Annotated in this window: 17 protein-coding genes, 1 tRNA gene and 1 pseudogene; 8 read left to right on the forward strand and 11 right to left on the reverse strand. The window is 61.1% G+C overall.

What is annotated here, in order from left to right:
- Nucleotides 1–29 precede the first annotated feature (29 nt).
- Nucleotides 30–713 (forward strand): hypothetical protein, encoded by a 684-nt coding sequence (locus GOQ25_RS01500; protein WP_160348670.1) that lies wholly within the window; start codon nt 30–32, stop codon nt 711–713.
- 76 nt (nt 714–789) lie between these two features.
- Here the strand turns inward: GOQ25_RS01500 and GOQ25_RS01505 are convergent, their stop codons facing one another.
- From GOQ25_RS01505 to GOQ25_RS01545, 9 genes and pseudogenes are all read right to left on the reverse strand, one after another.
- A complete protein-coding gene (locus tag GOQ25_RS01505) occupies nt 790–1,743 on the reverse strand; it encodes an ABC transporter substrate-binding protein (RefSeq protein WP_370519860.1) in 954 nt (317 codons plus the stop codon).
- 131 nt (nt 1,744–1,874) lie between these two features.
- Nucleotides 1,875–2,624 carry a type II CAAX prenyl endopeptidase Rce1 family protein gene (locus GOQ25_RS01510; protein ID WP_160348671.1) on the reverse strand — a complete coding sequence of 250 codons (750 nt, stop codon included), beginning with the start codon at nt 2,622–2,624 and terminating at the stop codon, nt 1,875–1,877.
- A gap of 5 nt (nt 2,625–2,629) precedes the next feature.
- Nucleotides 2,630–3,226, reverse strand: coding sequence for an aminoacyl-tRNA hydrolase (gene pth / locus GOQ25_RS01515; RefSeq protein WP_160348672.1), 597 nt, complete (start codon nt 3,224–3,226; stop codon nt 2,630–2,632).
- Nucleotides 3,227–3,343: 117 nt separating this feature from the next.
- Nucleotides 3,344–3,949 (reverse strand): 50S ribosomal protein L25/general stress protein Ctc, encoded by a 606-nt coding sequence (locus GOQ25_RS01520; RefSeq protein WP_160348673.1) that lies wholly within the window; start codon nt 3,947–3,949, stop codon nt 3,344–3,346.
- Between the two features lie 127 nt (nt 3,950–4,076).
- A complete protein-coding gene (locus GOQ25_RS01525) occupies nt 4,077–5,027 on the reverse strand; it encodes a ribose-phosphate pyrophosphokinase (RefSeq protein ID WP_160348674.1) in 951 nt (316 codons plus the stop codon).
- A gap of 148 nt (nt 5,028–5,175) precedes the next feature.
- Nucleotides 5,176–5,252 (reverse strand) — tRNA-Gln (locus GOQ25_RS01530).
- 1 nt (nt 5,253) lies between these two features.
- Nucleotides 5,254–6,186, reverse strand: a complete 933-nt coding sequence (gene ispE, locus GOQ25_RS01535; RefSeq protein ID WP_160348675.1) for a 4-(cytidine 5'-diphospho)-2-C-methyl-D-erythritol kinase — start codon at nt 6,184–6,186, stop codon at nt 5,254–5,256.
- On the reverse strand, nt 6,186–6,758 hold the full coding sequence (gene lolB, locus GOQ25_RS01540; protein WP_160348676.1) for a lipoprotein insertase outer membrane protein LolB: 573 nt from the start codon (nt 6,756–6,758) through the stop codon (nt 6,186–6,188). The genes ispE and lolB overlap by 1 nt, the downstream gene beginning before the upstream one ends.
- Nucleotides 6,755–8,652: pseudogene (locus GOQ25_RS01545) on the reverse strand (tetratricopeptide repeat protein). The gene lolB and the pseudogene GOQ25_RS01545 overlap by 4 nt, the downstream one beginning before the upstream one ends.
- On the opposite strand from GOQ25_RS01545, the gene mutM reads away from it, so the two are divergent.
- The 4 genes from mutM (at nt 8,651) to GOQ25_RS01565 (ending at nt 12,663) form a co-directional block, all read left to right on the forward strand.
- Nucleotides 8,651–9,478 (forward strand): bifunctional DNA-formamidopyrimidine glycosylase/DNA-(apurinic or apyrimidinic site) lyase, encoded by an 828-nt coding sequence (mutM, locus tag GOQ25_RS01550; protein ID WP_160348677.1) that lies wholly within the window; start codon nt 8,651–8,653, stop codon nt 9,476–9,478. The pseudogene GOQ25_RS01545 and the gene mutM sit on opposite strands and share 2 nt — an antisense overlap.
- A 227-nt stretch (nt 9,479–9,705) precedes the next feature.
- Nucleotides 9,706–10,659, forward strand: a complete 954-nt coding sequence (locus GOQ25_RS01555) for an MBL fold metallo-hydrolase (protein ID WP_160348678.1) — start codon at nt 9,706–9,708, stop codon at nt 10,657–10,659.
- 109 nt (nt 10,660–10,768) lie between these two features.
- Nucleotides 10,769–12,454, forward strand: a complete 1,686-nt coding sequence (locus tag GOQ25_RS01560) for an FAD-dependent oxidoreductase (RefSeq protein WP_160348679.1) — start codon at nt 10,769–10,771, stop codon at nt 12,452–12,454.
- Nucleotides 12,455–12,465: 11 nt separating this feature from the next.
- Nucleotides 12,466–12,663 carry a DUF2783 domain-containing protein gene (locus GOQ25_RS01565; RefSeq protein WP_160348680.1) on the forward strand — a complete coding sequence of 66 codons (198 nt, stop codon included), beginning with the start codon at nt 12,466–12,468 and terminating at the stop codon, nt 12,661–12,663.
- 33 nt (nt 12,664–12,696) lie between these two features.
- Here GOQ25_RS01565 and GOQ25_RS01570 read toward each other — a convergent pair whose 3' ends face one another.
- Nucleotides 12,697–13,605 (reverse strand): LysR family transcriptional regulator, encoded by a 909-nt coding sequence (locus GOQ25_RS01570; RefSeq protein WP_160348681.1) that lies wholly within the window; start codon nt 13,603–13,605, stop codon nt 12,697–12,699.
- 154 nt (nt 13,606–13,759) lie between these two features.
- Between GOQ25_RS01570 and hmgA the strand changes: the two genes are divergently transcribed.
- Together hmgA and fahA are read left to right on the forward strand one after the other, a co-directional pair.
- The gene (gene hmgA, locus GOQ25_RS01575; RefSeq protein WP_160348682.1) at nt 13,760–15,061 is read left to right on the forward strand and encodes a homogentisate 1,2-dioxygenase; all 1,302 of its coding nucleotides are present in this window, start codon (nt 13,760–13,762) and stop codon (nt 15,059–15,061) included.
- Nucleotides 15,062–15,072: 11 nt separating this feature from the next.
- Nucleotides 15,073–16,386 (forward strand): fumarylacetoacetase, encoded by a 1,314-nt coding sequence (fahA, locus tag GOQ25_RS01580; RefSeq protein ID WP_160348683.1) that lies wholly within the window; start codon nt 15,073–15,075, stop codon nt 16,384–16,386.
- Nucleotides 16,387–16,461: 75 nt separating this feature from the next.
- On the opposite strand, the gene GOQ25_RS01585 is transcribed toward fahA, so the two are convergent.
- Nucleotides 16,462–17,877, reverse strand: a complete 1,416-nt coding sequence (locus GOQ25_RS01585; RefSeq protein WP_160348684.1) for an FAD-binding oxidoreductase — start codon at nt 17,875–17,877, stop codon at nt 16,462–16,464.
- Between the two features lie 212 nt (nt 17,878–18,089).
- On the opposite strand from GOQ25_RS01585, the gene GOQ25_RS01590 reads away from it, so the two are divergent.
- Nucleotides 18,090–19,490 (forward strand): phosphomannomutase/phosphoglucomutase, encoded by a 1,401-nt coding sequence (locus GOQ25_RS01590; RefSeq protein WP_160348685.1) that lies wholly within the window; start codon nt 18,090–18,092, stop codon nt 19,488–19,490.
- Nucleotides 19,491–19,571 lie beyond the last annotated feature (81 nt).

Genomic DNA, 19,571 nt, shown 5'->3' on the forward strand with positions numbered 1-19,571 from the left:
TGGCTCTAACCTAATAGTGGATAGTCCAGATGAAAACCGCTAGGAGTGGTGTGCGTTGGTGCTGTGCAACGTTGACGGCGCTCGCGCTGTCTCCGTTGTCGACCTCTGCGTCGACATGGTTCGTATCCCCCCAAGTCAGTACATTGGGTTTAAGCGGTCAGCTAGGCTATCGCAGCGACCATGATTTCAGCGTGCGGGGCGCGTGGAATCAGTTTAGCTTCAATACATCGTTTACCATCGACAAAGTGAAATACGATGCCGATGTCAAGCTGCGGTCCCTCGGCCTTCTGTTTGATTACTACCCGATGAACAATGGCTTTCATATCACGGCCGGTCTGTATCGGAATGACAATCAGATACGCTCGGCCGGTCCCATGGATATTACATATTCGACCAAGGTCAACCATGGGAGGCGCGTTCACGGTGAGACGTATGTGGATCTCAATACGCGAGTGAAATACGCACCCTTCGCCCCTTATCTCGGGATCGGATACCACAAGGTGACAGAGAAAGGTTTTAGTTTTGCCGCCGACCTCGGTGTCCTGTATCAAGGAAGCGCCCGGGTCAGCGCGGAACCACGGACCGCCATCGACGTTACCCGTTTTCCAAAAGTCCAAGAACAAATCGACGATCACGAACGCGCGGTTCGTGACAAGGCAAACGAGGCACGCTGGTACCCGGTGATCAGCCTGGGGCTGGTCTACACGTTCTAAATAAAAACAGCGGACACCCAGTCCGCTGTTTTTTAGGTGCCCCGCATGCCGGGGCAGCCAAATGCGCGAGACGCGCCTAATTCATGGCCTTGAGCATATCGTCCGTGATGGTTTGCAGATTCGCCAATCCGGTCGTCACCACATACCAGCCGTTCGGATCGGCGTAATACACACGGCCTTCCTTGAAGGCACGGCTTTGGCTGATTTCGGGATGCTTGGCCAGCGTCTCGGCGGCAGTCTTCTTGCCCCCGTTAATGGCACCGCGATCCAGCACAATCAGCCAGTCCGGATCAGCCTTTAACGCAGTGGCCAGCGTTTCGGCACGCTTGGCAGCAGCGGCCTTGGCGGCTTCCGAGCCCGGTTCCGGACGCGGCTGAGCCGGCGCATTCGGATCGGACGGCGGCAGCACCGAATTCAAACCGGACAATTCATAGGCATAGCCAAAACGATCGCCGGGTGCATGCGTCATGACGTTGCCGTTGATCGTAAACAGGAACAAGCCACTCTTGCCTTTGTTGGCGGCGTGCAGTTTTTCCACCGTGCCATCGAGCTTGGCCAGCGCGGCCTGCGCTTGCGCCTCTTTGCCAAACGCCGTACCGATCGCCTTGGCGCTCGCGCGAACGGAATCTAGAAAAGCGCGCGGATCGCCCGTGTAGCTGACAGTCGGTGCGATCTTTTCCAGCTCGGGGATGGCTTTGGCGCTGCGGCCGCCAGCGAAGATCAACTCAGGCTGCAATTGTTTGAGCACGTCATAATCCGGCTCGAACAAGGTGCCGACGACAGTCGCCTTGTTGAAATCGGCCAGATCGCCTTCATACGTGGATTTCGGTACACCGATCACGGGAATAGCCAGCGTGTGCAAGGTGTCGAGCACGCCGAGATCGAAGGTCACTATCTTCTTCGGCGTGGCAGGCAGCTCCAGTCGTGGCGTGGCAGGATCCGTCAAGGCTCCTTCCCCATGGCGCAATTCAAAGGCATGCGACGAGAACGAGGCCATGATCGAGCCGGCCAGCAGAATCCAGGATTTCACAGCGGTAGTACTCCTTGTGCAGAGGAAAAACGGCGAGGGACCGCCACTCAAACGTAAATGATATTGATTGTTACTACCGATTATAGCGACAGATCCGGGAGCGTTTGGGTGCTCTCCCATGCGCACCGCAGTTATGCGTTCTGACTTAAGACCAGCGAGATGATTAGCAAGGGCCCGGCGTTGAAAAACCCGTGCAGCAGAATCGCGGCGCCTATGCCACGGCGTACGCGCATCCAGCCGACCACCAATCCCGCGGACCACTGCGGCAGCACTAGCAGGGGCAGCATCCAATACGCGGTGTCGGCGAGGCGGAAGTTATGTAAGTGGACAGCGGCAAACGTGATCGCCGACAGATGAAATACCAGCGGGAATTTCCAGTGGTAATAGCGCCGCCAGTCCATGCGCCAGCCGGAGCGTTTCAGACGCCCCGCGCGCAGTGGCAGACACGCCAAGGCCACCACCACCGCCAACCAGGCAAAAGTCCACCCCTGCGCGCCCCATAACAAGGGTGGCAGCATGGCCGGGCACAGCCACAAGGCCTGACGCGGTCGCCGCAGCCCATAGCGAAACAGCATTTCCTCGACAAACGGCGCCCACACTACCGCGGTAAACCACGGCAACATCGCGGGGTCCATCCGATGCGAAGCGCCACCCGAGGTGGCAGCCAACACCGCCAACGGGCCGAGCAAAACAAAGTTGAGCAGCCACAGAACCGCCGCCCAAGCCAGCACACGACGCAGCGGCACGCCAGGCCACCAATCGCTGCCCAGCCCACTGGCCGCGCGTCGGCCCGGCAGGCGTCGCAGATCGGGGCGCTTGATAAAGCGCCAGAAATCCGCGAACTCCTGCTTAAACGTCGGCTTGCTGGTAGAGGACTGCATCGTACTCAGGCCGTATTGCCGCTATGCAGCTCGCGTGTCGCGCGCTCGAAATCGCCGTCCAGCATAAAAGGCACCACGACGCGGCAACGCCGGATGACCTCATCGATCTGCGTCTGTTCCTCGCGGCGCGGCGGATGCAGCACAAAATCCGCAACCTCTTGCGCCAGCCCCAATGTGCGCGGATGCCCGATGCCCATGCGCAGCCGCCAGAAATTCGGACTGCCTAGAGCCGCCTGAATATCTTTTAAGCCGTTATGGCCCGCATGCCCGCCACCCTGCTTTAACTTGACTTGACCAGGCAAGAGGTCGAGCTCGTCGTGCAACACGAGCACCTCTTCAGGCAGCAACTTGTAGAACCGCGCCAACGCACCCACCGACTGCCCCGAGCGGTTCATATAGGTAATCGGCTTGACCAGCAGCACGTTCTCGCCGCTGTGCCGCGCCTTGGCCACAAAGCCAAAGAAGCTTTTTTCCAGATTGAAATTGGCGCGCAGATCATCGGCCAGATGGTCAGCCAGCCAGAAGCCGGCATTGTGGCGCGTGTTTTCGTAGTCGGGACCCGGATTACCGAGCCCCACGATGAGACGGATGGCGTTAGACATGGTGGGATTCTATAGGGGAACGGGGCCGTCACCGCCGCTCGCAAAAAACAAAACCCCGCGAATGCTCGCGCACACGCAGGGTTCAGACACGATCCGACTGTCGTCGGAGGCGCGAATTTAGGCTTCGGCTGCAGCGTCGCCTTCAGCGGCGTCAGCAGCGCCACCCTTGGTCACGGCCGTAGCCAGCAAGGGGTTGGCCTCGCCACCGTGTGCAACGTAGGTCACACCCTTGGGCAGCTTGATGTCGGCCAGGTGAATCGAAGCGCCGCCGATCAGGTTGCTCAGGTCGACTTCGATGAATTGCGGCAGAGCGGACGGCAAGCAGGTGATTTCCAGCTCGGTTTGAATCTGGCTGATGATGGCACCGCTCAGCTTCACGGCGGGCGATTGCTCACCGTTGATGAAGTGCAGGGGCACCTTGGTCGTCAGCGCTTGGCTGGCGTCCACGCGCTGGAAGTCAACGTGCAGGACTTGCGGCTTGTAGGCGTGCCATTGAACCGAACGCAGCAGAACGGGTTCTTGCTTGCCGTTCAATTCCATTTGCAGAATCGAAGCGTGGAATTCTTCCTTGCGCAGGGCGTGGAAGATTTCGTTGTGATCGAGTTCGATGTTCAGCGGGGCAGCCGTACCACCATAAACAATGGCGGGAACGCGGCCCGCGCGGCGCAGGCGGCGGCTCGCACTCGAACCCTGGACGCTACGCGCAGTGGCATTGAATTTCATGGATAACTCCAGACAATCAGGCAGTCGTGAAACTACCGGTTAATTACACGGTGCGCGACATGCGTACCGTGTTATCGCCCGCCTGCCGCGACCAGCAGACGGGGGGATTCAGATTCGGACTGAGGAATCAGTCAGTAAACAGCGAGCTGACCGATTCCGCGTTGGAAATCCGCAGGATCGTCTCGCCCAGCAAGGCCGCGCAGGACAACTGGCGGATCTTCTTGCTGGCTTGGCCCTGTTCGGACAGCGGAATGGTGTCGGTCACCACCAGCTCGTCGAGCTCGGAGGCCTCGATGCGGTCGATGGCGCCGCCGGACAACACGGGGTGCGTGCAATAGGCGTAAACCGCACCGGCGCCACGGTCCTTCAGCGCCTGGGCGGCCTTGCACAGCGTGCCGGCGGTGTCGACCATGTCGTCCATGATGATGCAGGTACGGCCGTCGACTTCACCGATGATGTTCATCACTTCAGAGACGTTGGCGCGCGGACGACGCTTGTCGATGATCGCCAGGTCGGCTTCGAGCTGTTTGGCCAGCGCACGGGCACGCACCACGCCGCCGATGTCCGGAGACACCACGACCAGGTTCGAGAAATTGCGGCGCCAGATATCGCCCAGCAAAATCGGACCGGCGTAGATGTTATCGACCGGAATATCGAAGAAACCTTGGATCTGGTCAGCGTGCAGGTCCATCGTCAGAACGCGATCGACGCCTGCGACCTGCAGCATATTGGCCACGACCTTGGCCGAGATCGCCACGCGCGCCGAACGCGGACGGCGGTCCTGGCGGGCGTAACCGAAATATGGGATGGCGGCGGTGATACGGCCGGCCGACGCACGGCGCAACGCATCGACCATCACCATGATTTCCATCAGGTTGTCGTTGGTCGGCGCACAGGTCGGCTGCAGCACGAACACATCCTTGCCGCGCACGTTCTCGTTGATTTCGACCATCACCTCGCCATCGGAGAATCGGCCTACGGTCATTTTGCCGAGAGACATATCAAGATGGTTTACTACGTCAACGGCCAGACGGGTGTTGGCCGTGCCGGTGAAGATCATGAAGCTGTCGTTTGCCATGATGGAAGCTGCTGCGATGGTCGGTTAGGACGCGAAAACGTGTACTACTTTGCGTACAGACGTGCCGAAAAATGCGGCAAATAAAAAAAAGCTGCTGAACCGAGGCCAGTGTCTGACAGGCGCGTTCAACAGCTTTTTTATGAATTTTTGGCTGGGGAGGAAGGATTCGAACCTTCGCATGCCGGAATCAAAATCCGGTGCCTTAACCAGCTTGGCGACTCCCCAACTATCTTGCAATCCAGTTCCGCAACGGGTGTTCAACTAATCCGGGACATACCCTAATCAACCGAAACCCTTTCTGCGTTTCGCTAGCAAATTCACTAGCGACGCGCATTGTAGCGTGAATTTCTTGCTCTTTCAAAACGGCTTGTTCTGTTGTCGCGAACTGGGCGAAAAGACACGCACCAGACCCGGACATACGCACGTGGCAACCACGTGCCGTTAGCCACTGCGCCGCCTGAGAAACCTCTGGGTAGCGCCGATAAACTACCGGCTCCAAGTCGTTTCTGCCAAAAAACCTTGGTGCTGACTGCTCGGTGTAACCGGCACCAAAACTTTGTGAAGCAAGAAAGTCCGCTATTGTGACTAAAGAAGAATCCCTTGTCAAGTCAGGATCCGAGAAAATATTTGCGGTGGGCACACTGCTGTCCGGTTGCGCCACCAGATAGCTGGCCGCCGGCAAGTCCAGCGCAGTCAATTTCTCGCCCACGCCTTCGGCGAAGGCGGACTGACCAAACACGAACACGGGCACATCCGCACCTAGGGGCAATGCCAGCGCCATCAGATCCTGACGCGACAGCCCGGTGTTCCAGAGGCGATTCAAGGCGATCAGCGTCGAAGCCGCATCGCTCGATCCGCCGCCCAGCCCTCCGCCCTGCGGAATGCGTTTTTCCAGCGAGATATTGGCGCCCAACGAGGTGCCCGTGGCGCGCTGCAAGGATCGCGCGGCACGCACCACCAAGTCTTGCTCGGCGGGTACGCCGGGCAAATCGGTCAGGCGCTCGATGCGTCCGTCATGGCGCAATTCAAAATGCAGCGTATCGCAGAGGTCGATAAAGCGAAATGCCGTCTGCAGCAGGTGATATCCATCTTCACGGCGTCCGACCACATGCAGAAAAAGATTCAGCTTGGCCGGCGCCGGCACGTCATACAACATCATCACTGATCGACCGCTAAACGCACCGTGATTCGGCGCCCCGGCTCCGCTCGTTGCAATACCAATAACCCAGGCCCTTGCGCGTCATAACGCGACAACCGCGCCTGCCAATCGTCTTGTTCGAACGAAGCGGGACGCCCCGCTTCGTCACGCGTGATCTGCGTGGCCGTATTGGACACGCGTCCACGCATCCAGTCACGCAGATACGACACGGGCACCGGTCCACCCAAGGCTTCTTCGGCCAGCGCGTCCGGGCCATCGGCCTGTAGCACGGAACCGTCGGCCTTGGTCAAGGTCGCCATGCCAGGACTGCCCTCGACGCGCCCTTGAATGGAACCCAACGGGCTGATCAGATCCAGCCGATACCGTTGCCCATCATCTTGCCAATCGAAGCCGCCTTGCACGGCCTGCTGTTCGCCGCTTGCCTCGCTCACGGTAATGGCAAAACGGCCATGCCGCGTAAAGGTCTGATCGCCAGCCATCCCGGGCGCTTTAGGCACGCTCGAGCAAGCCGCCGTCAACGCGCATACGCCGGTGGCCAGCCACACGCGCCACAGTTTGGACACTGCCCTCATTTATCGCCTCCCAGCGCGATGCCTAAACGCTTAGCGGTATCGAGCAAGGTGCGATTCTTGGGGTCTTTCTTAAAGCCCGTCTGCAGCAGTTCGCGTGCGCGCTCGCGTTGTCCTTGTTTCCACAACACTTCGGCCAGATGCGCGGCGATATCGGGCTCGGGCAAAAGCGCATACGCGCGATCCAGGTAGTCGGCGGCCGCCGGGATATCGCCCATGCGGTACTTCACCCAGCCCATACTATCCAGAATGAACGGATTGTTCGGCAGCAGCTCCATCGCCTGAGTGATCAGATCGAGCGCTTCTGGCAGACGATCATTCCGGTCCGCCATGGTGTAGCCCAGTGCATTCAAGGCATGCGCATGATCCGGATCCAACGCGATGACCTCGCGCAGCAGCTTTTCCAGTTCTTTATAGCGGTCTTGCCGCTCGTACAGCATGGCAAGCTCGTACTTGATCTCGACGGTGTCGGGCTGCGCTTGATTGGCCGCTTCGAGCAGCTTGACCGCTTCGTCCAGGCGATCCGCATCGCGCAAGAGTTGCGCCTTGGTGAGCACGCCTTGAATCTGATCGTCCTCGTCATTGGGCTGTGCGCTATCTACCATCGCTAGCGCTTCCTGCAAACGGCCTTGCTTTGCGCGCAGCACGGCCTGGCGCATCTGCGAGGAATAACGCAGCGACGCATCGTCGATCTGAGCGAGTTGCGCGATGGCTTCGTCAAGTTCCCCTTCATCCTCGGCAATGCGCGCGAGCAGAATGCGGGCATCCGCCTCGGCCGCGCCCGCATCGCTGGCGCCCGCGGCGATCGACTCCTGCCGCTGGTTCTGGACGTCCAGATATTCCTGCAGCAGACGGCGCGATTCGTCCTTGCGATCGGCCTTGTAGGCGAGCTGAGCCTGCAAGAACAGCAGATCGAAATCCTCGGGCGCGCGTCGCGACATCGCCCGCAGTTCTTTTAACGCGCCATCGTAGTCGCCCTTGTCCGCAAGCATGCCGGCTAACGCCAGCTGGAGTTTGCGGGCATCGGGATACTTCGCCAGATAAGCCCGCGCGTCTTTCTGAGCGCGATCCGCATCGACGCGAGCGCCGTATTCCAACACGCGCTGCGCGGCCGCCTCGGACTTCGGATCGGCACGCAAGGCCAGGCGTGCTTCGGCGACGGCACGCGCGTCGTCGCCCGCGGCTGCCGCCACATCGGCGAGCGCCATATGGGCTTCCGGCAGCTTGCGCACGGCAGGGCTGAAGGACTCTTCGAGAATCCGCAACGCCAGGCGACGATCGTTCAGGCGGCTAAGCACGCCCATGGCTTGGGCAATCGCCGCGGGCTTGTTGGGGGCCGCCTCTATCCTGCTGCGCAGGGCAGCGGACAAACCAGCGGTTTCACCATTGGCGGCGGCCAGAGCCAGCTCGGTGGAACTGGCTTCGACATCGCTAGGCGACTGACGCGACCACATGCGGGCAGCCTCCAGCGCTCCGCGCAAGTCGCCGCCGGCCAGCTGGAATTCCAGCGCGCGGCGCGCTAGCCGGGGGTCGCCGGTTTCCTGGGACAAGCTCAACAAAGTGGAGGCCGCCGTGTCGTACATCCCGCGCTGGGCGGCAATCTCGGAGGCCATCAGCCGAAAGAAAATATCGCCCGTCAGGGTCACATAGGGCAGTTGCCCGGCACGCAGCCGTATCACCTGCGTCTCGGGTGCGCGCGGCTGTTTGACGATGCGCGGTCCGGTCGCGTCGCCGGGAACGACTTCCGCCGCGGATAGCGCCAACGGCTGCATCCCCACGACTGTCAACGCGAGCACCGCAGTGAGAAAAGAAACTGATTTCAATGACGACTTCACACGACCCGCCCGGTTAATGGCACAATCATCTGTACACGTTTGCCCATCTTACACTGGCTAATGCCGGAACTCCCTGAAGTTGAAACTACACGTCGCGGTATCGATACCGTGATCACTGGCAGGACCCTGCGCCATCTGGTGGTGCGCGAGTCCCGCATGCGCTGGCCCATTCCGGCCGAACTGCCTGAGCTGCTCACTAACCGCACCGTGCTGGAATGCGCGCGCCGCGGTAAATACCTGCTGTTGCGCTTCGAGCATGGCACCCAGATTGTGCATCTTGGCATGTCAGGCTCGCTGCGCAGTGTGCCTGTGGACGAGGCGCCTCGCAAGCATGACCATGTCGATTGGGTGTTCGAGCATGCCACCCTGAGGCTGCATGACCCGCGCCGGTTCGGCGCCGTGTTATGGCATCCCGCCAGCGATGGTCCCATCATCGCGCATCCTCTGTTGGCCAAGCTGGGCATAGAGCCATTCGATCCCCGGTTCGATGGTCACTGGCTGCATCAGCAATTTCGAGGCCGCAACGTCGCGGTCAAGCAGGCGTTGCTGGCGGGTGACGCCGTGGTCGGCGTGGGCAATATTTACGCTTCGGAAAGCTTGTTTCGCGCGGGCATTGACCCGCGCACGCCTGCGGGGAGGGTTTCGCTTGCGCGCTGCACTCGGCTGGCCGACAGTATTCGTGCCACCTTGGCGGACGCCTTGGCTTCGGGTGGCAGTACGCTGCGCGACTATGTGGGCGCGACCGGGCAGCCCGGCAGCTATTTCGAGATTCACGCGAAGGTGTATGAACGGCATGGTCAACCTTGCCGGGTTTGCGGCACGCCGATCAAGCGCCTGGTGCAAGGCCAACGCGCGACGTATTACTGCCCGCGCTGCCAGCGTCGTTGATATCCGATCAATAGTTCGCTGGCTGCACTGCAGAGGGCCTGTGCGATAACCGCTCTCTTCATTAACGCTGGGTCATCGCCGCTCGCACCAGGAAGTGAACGCCCTACCCGCGCTCAGCGTGCATCTGGTATTCGTTAATAACGAACGTATTGCACAAAAACAAATCAGAATCTATATTGGGGGCTTCAGGGCGAACGCCCGACGTCCAATACAAGTCCGGAGACAAAATGAGCAAGCAATTCGCCTCGCAAGGCGACCTGAGCGACAAGGTCGTGTCCTTTGAAAAGCTGTCGGATAACGCTTATGCCTATACGGCCGAGGGCGATCCCAATACCGGCGTGATCATCGGCGACGACGCCGTCATGGTGATCGACACACAGGCGACTCCGGTAATGGCGCAAGATGTCATCCGCCGCATCCGCGAAGTCACCGACAAGCCGATCAAATATATTTTGCTGTCTCATTACCATGCCGTACGGGTATTTGGCGCCTCGGCCTACAACGCGCAAGAAATCCTCGCCAGCCGCGATACCTATGATCTGATCGCCGAGCGCGGCGAGCAGGACAAGGCCAGCGAAATCGGACGTTTCCCGCGCCTGTTCCGCAATGTCGAATCCATCCCGCCCGGGCTGGTATGGCCAACCATGACGTTCCAGGGCGCCATGACGGTGAACCTCGGCAACCTGGAGGTGCACCTGCTGCAAGTCGGTCGCGGCCATACCAAGGGCGATACCATTGCGTGGCTGCCCGAGCAAAAAATCCTATTCGCGGGCGACCTGGTGGAATATCAATCCACACCCTATTGCGGCGACGCCTATTTCCGCGACTGGCCCACGACCTTGGACGCGTTGGCGCGCTTCGAAGCAGAGAAAATGGTGCCCGGCCGTGGCCCGGCGCTAAAGAGCGCCACCGAAGTCAGGCAAGGCCTGGCGGGCACCCGGGCGTTTTTGACGGACCTCTATGGCGCCGTCAATCGCGGTGTCGCCGAGGGCAAGGACCTGAAGACGATTTACCGGGAGGTCTATGACTTCATGCAGCCGCGCTATAGCGACTGGGTGATTTTCGATCATTGCATGCCGTTCGACGTGTCGCGCGCCTATGATGAGGCGACAGGCTACGATGACCCGCGAATCTGGACCGACAAACGCGACATCGAGATGTGGAGACAGCTCGAGGGCTGAGCGCCCTGCCCCGACTCTGAATTCGACCCGTTAAAGGCCGCGTACGGTTTCCGTCAGAGAGACCGGCGACGGCCTGTGGCGAGCATGGCGCTCGTCACAGGAGACTAGCGTGACCGAGACCGACTATCAGGCGCTGGAATTCGCCTATTGTCCGCATGCGGACCAACAATGCGCCACGCCCGCGACCCATCCCGTCGTTGTCGTTGGCGCGGGTCCGGTGGGCCTGACCGCCGCACTGGATCTGGCGCAACGCGGCGTGCGCGTCGTGTTGCTCGACGACGATCACAAGCTATCCACGGGGTCGCGAGCGATCTGTTTCGCCAAACGCACGCTGGAAATCTGGGACCGCCTGGGCCTGGGCGAACGCATGACCAGCAAGGGGGTATCGTGGAACGTCGGCAAAATCTTTTTCCGCGATGAGGAAGTCTGGCGATTCGATCTATTGCCCGAGCCAGGACATCGCCGACCAGCCTTTGTGAATCTGCAGCAGTATTACGCCGAAGGCTTTCTGTATGAGGCCGCGGCGCAACACCCGCTGATCGATCTGCGCTGGAAAAATAAGGTCGTAGATGTGAGCACGCAGCCAGATGGCGCGACGCTGCGGGTGGACACACCGGATGGCCCCTATACGCTGCGCGCGCAGTGGCTGATCGCTTGCGACGGCGCGCGTTCGCCCATCCGCAAGATGCTGGGCCAGGAAGCCCATGGCCGGGTGTTCAAAGACCGGTTCCTGATTGCCGACGTCAAGATGACGGCGAGCTTTCCATCTGAACGCTGGTTTTGGTTTGATCCGCCGTTTCATCCGAATCAATCGGTGTTGTTGCACCGACAGCCGGACAACGTTTGGCGTATCGATTTTCAGCTGGGATGGAATGCGGATCCCGCCGAGGCGGTAAAGCCCGCCAATGTGTTGCCGCGTATTCGCGCACTGCTAGGCGCGGACACCCCGTTCGAGTTGCAATGGGCAAGCGTCTATACCTTTGCCTGCGAACGCATGGACACGTTCCGGCATCAGCGCGTGGTGTTCGCGGGGGATGCCGCGCATCGCGTATCGCCGTTCGGCGCGCGGGGCGCCAATAGCGGCGTGCAAGATGCCGATAATCTGGCGTGGAAGCTGGCCGCCGTGCTCGAGGGCATTGCGCCCGATACGCTCATGGACACCTATGCCTCGGAACGCGAAGCCGCCGCCGACGAGAACCTGCTGAACTCCACGCGGTCGACCGACTTTATTACGCCTAAATGCGCGGTGAGCCGGCATTTTCGCAATGCCACGCTGCGCCTGGCGCGAGAGCACCCCTTTGCGCGCGGCCTGGTCAATAGCGGGCGCTTATCCCTGCCAAGCGTGTATGCGGATTCGCCACTGAATACGCCGGATAGCGAGCACGAATCATATGCCGGACGCATGGTGCCGGGAGCGCCAGCGTCGGATGCGCCGGTGCGTGACGCGCGGCATCACGACGCCTGGTGGTTATCGATGCTGGATGGGCGCTTCGTGCTGGCGCTGTTTCATGACGAGGCTCTACCCGTGTCCACACTCGACGCGTTGCGGGAGATCGCGCAAAACAGTCCCATGCCGCTTCAACTGGTACTCGTTGCCACGGCAACGGTCACCGCTTCCTCGGCGACAGACTTTACCTCGGTGCATGATCATGAAGGCTGTCTCGCGCAACGCTACGACGCGCGCCCGGGCACCTGGTATCTGATACGCCCGGATCAGCATATCGCCGCGCGTGGACGCGAAGTGGAGTCGCAGCGCATCGTCCGCGCGCTGCGACGCGCACTCGGCCAAGCCTAAAGAGGACCGCTATGCCATTGAACATAGAGCCGAATCTTGCATCGCCGGATGCGTTCTATCAGACGCTGATAGAAACGCATCAGGGCCTCAGTGATGAACAAAGCGCGGAGATGAATGCCGCGCTGGTGTTGCTACTGGCGAATCACATTGGCGACATGGAGATCATTCACGACGCGCTAGCGCGCGCAAGGCGCGCGATCCTGCCGTAGAAATAACCGAAGAGCTGATAAACAAATTCCGCTTCAGTTCTCCTCGACAAACGTATCGACCATGAGCGCGCGCAGCCACTGATTACCGCTATCGCGATGGAAGCGTCGATGCCAGTAAAGATTCGTCTGCAGGGCCGGTATCCGTATCGGTGGCGCGAACAGACCTAAATGGAATTGCGCGGCCACCGTGTCCGCCAATTTGCGCGGCACCGTCGCCAACAGATCCGTGGTACTGACGATATAAGGCACTGCCGAGAAATGCGGCACGCTGAAATGCTCGTCCAGTTTCACGCCTGCGCGTTCCAGGGATTGATTTACCTGCCCATGAGGCGCGGCGCGCGACACCACGAGATGCCGCTCGGCGCGAAAGGCTTTGACGTTCATCCCCTCGTGGGCCGTCGGATGACCGCGACGAAAGAGCGTGGCATAGCCCTGGCGAAACAACATGCGTTGCATAAACCCGCTGCCCAAGTCGTCGAACGCGCCGATCGCCAGATCCACGTGCCCGGCGTCCATCTCCCGCCGCAAATCGGTGCCTGTGAGCCGCAGTGAATCAATGCGCACCCCGGGCGCCTGCCGGCTGCAAGCCTTGACCAGACGTGGCATGAAATGAATTTCCCCTACGTCAGTCATAGCGATCCGAAATCGCCGGCGGCTCTCCTCTGGCCGAAAGTCATGCGTGGCGTCCAGGGTATGGGACAACAGCGCCAAGGCCTCACCCACCGGGCCACCCAGACGTTCAGCATGCGGCGTGGGTTGCATGCCTTGCGCCGTACGCACGAAGAGTTCATCGCCCAGCGCGCTGCGCAAGCGCCGCAGCGCATTGCTCACCGCGGGCTGTGACAGGTTCAGACGTCTCGCGACCGCAGAGATATTGCGCTCTTGCAGCAAATGCTGAAAGACCACAAGCAGATTCAAATCAATATTGCGTAATTCCGCCATAACGCGTCGGCCTGTATCCGGTTCTGGTATTCACCAAACTTATAGTCGATATTTTCCTATTCCCATAGCCGAGGGGTGGATTTTTGTCGAAAATGGCTTCTGTACAGCGCGCACGGGCCGTCGGCCTACTATCGGCGCGACAGGAGACGACCTCATGTCTTTGCAATATCAAACCGGCTTTGGCAACGACTGGGCCAGCGAGGCGCTGCCCGGCGCGCTACCCGTCGGACAGAATTCCCCGCAACGGTGCGCCTATGGTCTTTACGCGGAGCAATTGTCGGGCACGGCTTTCACCGCGCCGCGGGCCGAGAACCGTCGTTCATGGCTCTATCGCATCCGTCCTGGCGTGCAGCACTTGCCGTTCGAACCGTTCGAGGGCGCGGCGCGTTGGCTCAGTCATTTTGGCGCTGGCCCCGTCACCCCGAATCAGCTGCGCTGGAGCCCATTGCCCATTCCCGAAGCGCCCACCGATTTCATCGAAGGGATGCAAACCTGGGGCGGCAACGGCGCACCGGACGAGCATAGCGGTGTCGGCATCCATCTCTATGTGGCCAACCGCAGCATGCAAGGCCGTTTTTTCTATAACGCCGATGGCGAAATGTTGATCGTGCCGCAGCAAGGGCGCCTGCGCCTGGCGACCGAACTCGGCATCATCGAAATCGAACCGCAGGAAATCGCCGTCATCCCGCGCGGCGTGCGATTCCGCGTCGAACTTCCCGATGGGCAAGCGCGCGGCTATATGCTGGAAAACTTCGGCGCCGCGCTACGGCTGCCGGAGCTCGGACCGATCGGCTCGAACTGTCTGGCCAATGCACGGGATTTCCAAACCCCTGTAGCTTGGTACGAGGATGTCGAAGGCGACTTCGAACTGATCGCCAAATTCACGGGTGGCTTCTGGCGTGCGTCGATCGACCACTCGCCGCTGGACGTCGTCGCCTGGCATGGCACGCATGCCCCTTATAAATACGACCTGCGCCGCTTCAACACGATCGGTTCCATCAGCTTCGACCATCCCGACCCGTCGATTTTCACGGTGCTGACCGCACCCTCCGACACCCCGGGCACGGCCAACATGGATTTCGCGATATTCCCGCCACGTATCCTGGCGATGGAACACACCTTCCGACCTCCCTGGTATCACCGTAATGTGGCCAGCGAGTTCATGGGCCTCATTCACGGCGTGTATGACGCCAAGGCAGAGGGCTTTGCCCCTGGCGGCGCGAGCTTGCATAACAGCATGAGCGGCCATGGCCCAGACGCTGATACTTTCGCCAAGGCAAGCGCCGCGGACACCTCGCAAGCGCACTACATCCGGGATACGATGGCGTTCATGTTCGAGACACGCCGCGTGATCCGCCCCACCGCGCAAGCGCTGGCGAGCGAGCAACTGCAGAAAGACTACTACCAATGCTGGCAAGGGCTGCAAAAGCATTTCAACCCGGCCAAGCCTAACTGAACCGCGAACTCATGACGACTCTGAACGAAACTCACGACGCCACCCTGACCAGCTGGGTCGCCAGTGCCAACAATGACGCCACGGGATTCCCGGTGCAGAATCTGCCGTATGCCGTGTTCCGCCGGCGCGGCTCTCAAGAGGCCTTTCGTCCAGGTGTGGCGATCGGCGACCGCATCGTGGATCTGGCGGCGTTGGCAAAAGCCGGCGTGTTCGAAGGACAGGCCGCGCAAGCGCTCGCTGCCTGCCAGGGCGATAGCCTCAATGCCTTGATGGCGCTGGGTCGTTCGCATTGGAGCGCGCTGCGATTGGCGCTGTCGCGTGCGTTACGCACGGGCTCGGCGCTGCAAGCGACCATCGAGCCGCTGCTGGTGGCGCAGGCCGAGGCCGAATTCACCACGCCGGCGCGCATCGGGGACTACACCGATTTCTATATCTCGGTGCATCACGCAACCAACGTGGGTAAACAGTTCCGCCCGGACAATCCCCTGCTGCCGAACTACAAATGGGTGCCGATTGGTTATCACGGGCGCGCCTCCAGCGTGGGCGTCAATCAAGCGTTCCCGCGCCCGGTCGGCCAGACGCGCCCCGCAGCCGAAGGCGGCGTGCCGCAATTCGGTCCGTGCCAGCGTCTGGATTATGAGCTGGAGCTGGGCATCTTTGTGGGAACGGGCAACGCGCAAGGCGACCGCGTGACTTTGGATCAGGCCGATGAACATGTGTTTGGCATGTGCATTCTGAATGACTGGTCCGCGCGCGACATTCAAGCGTGGGAGTATCAGCCGCTGGGCCCCTTCCTCTCGAAGAATTTCGCCTCGACGATCTCGCCGTGGGTAGTGACGTTCGAGGCCCTGGAACCGTTCCGCATCCCCTTTACCCGTGGCGAAGGCGAGCCTCAGCCGCTGCCCTATCTGTCGTCCGAAGCCAATCGCGCCCAGGGCGCGTACGACGTACAGATGGAAGTGCTGATGACTACCGAAGCCTCGCGCGCCGCACAGCAGGCGCCCGCGCATTTATCGACCAGCAACTTCCGCGATGCGTACTGGAATGTGGCGCAGTTGATCGCGCATCACACGGTTAATGGCTGCAATCTGCAGCCAGGGGATTTGATCGGTACGGGCACGCTGTCGGGCGCGAATCCGGGCGAGTTGGGCTCGCTACTCGAACTGACTCAGGGCGGCAAATCGCCGATCACCCTGCCATGGGGCGAACAGCGCACGTTCTTGCAGGATGGCGATCAAATCATCATCCGCGCGCAATGCCACAAGCCCGGCTATCCCCGCATCGCTTTCGGCGAGTCGTCCGGCACGGTGCTGCCCGCCCGTTAATTCGCCGTTCCGCTTCCGGCCCCGCAGCGCTGCGGGGCCTTCGGGCCGGCGGCTTCTGCCGCCGGCCTATCGCCATCAAGCCTGCAGGACCTTGCCCGGGTTCATCAACCCGACCGGGTCGAGCGCGCGCTTGATGCGTTTCATCAACTCCAGCTCCAGTGCACTCTTGTAGTGCGGGAGTTCGTCGCGCTTGAGCTGACCGACACCATGCTCGGCGCTGATCGAGCCATCGTGCTCCATCACGCTACGATGGACGATGTCATAGATGTCCTGCTGCAGCGCAAGCAAGTCGGCTTCGGTCTGTCCGGGCGCGCGCGCCACGTTGTAGTGCAGATTCCCATCGCCCAGATGGCCGAACACAACATTGCGCACATTGGGGAACCGCGCTTGCAGCAGCGCATTGGTCGTGCGCACGAAATGCGCGATGCGCGAGATCGGAATGGATACGTCGTGTTTGACGCCCTTGCCTTGCTCGGCCTCGGCAAGCGGAATGCTTTCACGCAAATGCCACAGGGCGCGGCTTTGCGCGACATTGGCCGCGATGGCGGCATCGGTGACGATGCCTGCCTCGATCGCCTCGCCCAGCACACTCTCGAAACGTTCGCGCGCATGCGCCTCGCTTTCGCTATCGGAAAGCTCCAGCAACGCGAACCACGGCGACGCCGCGGAATCGCCTTCGAACGGCAAGCGCTGTTGGGGAAAGAGCTGCACGACGGTTTGCAAACAATCGCCCGCCATCAACTCGAAGCCTGTGAGCGAAGCGCCAAACCCAGCACGCGCACGCGACAGCAACTCTACCGCCGCATCGATGGTATCCAAAGCCAAGAGCGCCGTGCACGAGGCCACGGGCTTGGGATAGAGCTTGAGCGTTGCCGCGGTGATGATGCCCAGGGTGCCTTCGCTACCGATGTACAGGTCGCGCAGATCGTAGCCGGTATTGTCCTTGCGCAGACCGCGCAGACCGTTCCAGAGCTCGCCCTGCGGGGTCACGACTTCGAGCCCCAGCGCCAACTCACGAGCGTTGCCATAACGCAGCACCTGGGTGCCGCCTGCATTGGTCGCCAGATTGCCGCCGATGGTGCAGCTGCCCTCGGCCGCCAGGCTCAAGGGGAACAGGCGACCCGCATCGGCCGCGGCTTGCTGGACCGTTTGCAGAATGCAACCCGCCTCGACGGTGATCGTATCGTTATCGGTATCGATCGCACGAATCTTATTCAATCGGGCCGTGGACAGCAGTACTGCCTGACCGCTTTGGTCCGGCGTCGCGCCGCCGCACAAACCGGTATTGCCGCCTTGAGGCACCACGGGCGCGCCGTGCTCGGCGCAGAGCCGCACGGCCTGCGCGACCTGCTCGGCGCTAGCCGGCCGGATGACCGCCAGCGCGGCACCACGATAACGACGGCGCCAGTCGTGCAGATAAGGTTCGGCATCGTCACCGGTCAGCACATGTTCCGGGCCCAGCAACGATTCCAGTGCGTTCAATAAGCTCATAGACATTACCGCAGTCAAAGCGCTCGGCGCCACTCGCCCAGCGACATGGAAGATAACCGCTATTGTAGGACGCCGTAACCTGGGATGCTGCCCGTCACACATGGCTCGCCGCAGGCGGCGGGAATCAACGATAATCACTCCATTCACGCGCCGTGCGAGCAGTTCCGTCACGGTAGGCGTACTGCTTTCGCTATCTACCTCCAGGAGCCAAATTGAACGACGTCGCACGCTATCCCGATTCGGTATTCAAGGCCTATGACATTCGAGGCATCGTACCGGACGCCCTGAACCCGGACTTTGCCCGCGCGCTCGGGCGCGCTCTCGCGGCGCAAGCGCGCGCCCAGAATGTCTCCACGCTGGTCGTGGGCCGGGACGGACGGCTGAGCAGCGCCGAGCTATCCGAGGCACTGCAAGCCGGCATTCTGGAAGGCGGCATCGACACCCTGGACATCGGCCAAGTGCCCACGCCCCTGGTGTACTACGCGGCCTACACGCAAAAAACGGGTTCTGGCATCGCTATCACCGGCAGCCATAACCCCCCGCAATACAACGGTTTCAAGATGATGATGGGCGGGCGCGCCCTGTATGGCCCCGATGTCCTGGCCCTGCGCGACGCGATGAACGCCGCGCGTGTCACCCCGCCCGCAGCGGCCGAGCAACCGGGCACGCGTCGCGAGCTGGACCTGATCGAGGAATACATCCAGCGCATCGTCGGCGACGTCAAACTCGCGCGACCCATGAAAATCGCCATCGATTGCGGCAACGGCGTGGCCGGCGCCGTTGCGCCCCGTTTGTTCCGCGCGATGGGCTGCGAGGTCACCGAGCTGTTCTGCGAAGTCGACGGCCGCTTCCCCAACCACCACCCCGATCCCGCGGACCCGCACAACCTCGAAGACCTGATTCACTGCCTGGCCACCACCGATTGCGAGATCGGCCTGGCCTTCGACGGCGACGGTGACCGTCTGGGTGTAGTGACCAAGTCCGGCCAGATCATCTGGCCCGATCGCCAGCTGATCCTGTTTGCCCGCGACGTGCTGGAACGCTGCCCGGGCGAAACTATCATCTATGACGTCAAGTGCAGTCGCCATGTGGGTCTGGCCGTCGAGGCCGCTGGCGGAAATCCGCTGATGTGGCAGACCGGCCATTCGCTGGTCAAAGCCAAGCTCGCCGAAACCGGCGCGCCGTTGGCGGGTGAGATGAGCGGCCATATCTTCTTCAAAGAGCGTTGGTATGGCTTTGACGATGGCCTCTATACCGGTGCGCGCCTGCTGGAAATCGTATCCCGCCACGCCAATCCTTCCGAGCCCCTCGAAAGCCTGCCGCAGGCGGAATCCACGCCCGAGCTCAAGATCGAGATGGAGGAAGGCCAACCGTTCGCGTTGATCCAAGCCCTGCAAGCCGAAGGCAAGTTCGACGGCGCGCTGCGCGTGGTGACCATCGACGGCGTACGCGCCGAGTATCCCGATGGATTCGGTCTGGCCCGTCCGTCGAACACGACGCCGGTTGTCGTCTTGCGATTCGAGGCCGATACGCAAGAAGCCTTGACGCGCATCAAGGAAGATTTCCGTCAACAACTGCTGCGTCTGGCACCCGAGGCCAAACTGCCGTTCTGATATGAGGCTGATCTAAGCTCGCTGGCTACGCCCGGCGGGCTTAGGACGGGGCTGTCAAAGCCGTGTGTGTGTACGCATCAC

The sequence above is a fragment of the Bordetella sp. 15P40C-2 genome, assembly GCF_009763235.1.
Classification (GTDB): Bacteria; Pseudomonadota; Gammaproteobacteria; order Burkholderiales; family Burkholderiaceae_B; genus Bordetella_A.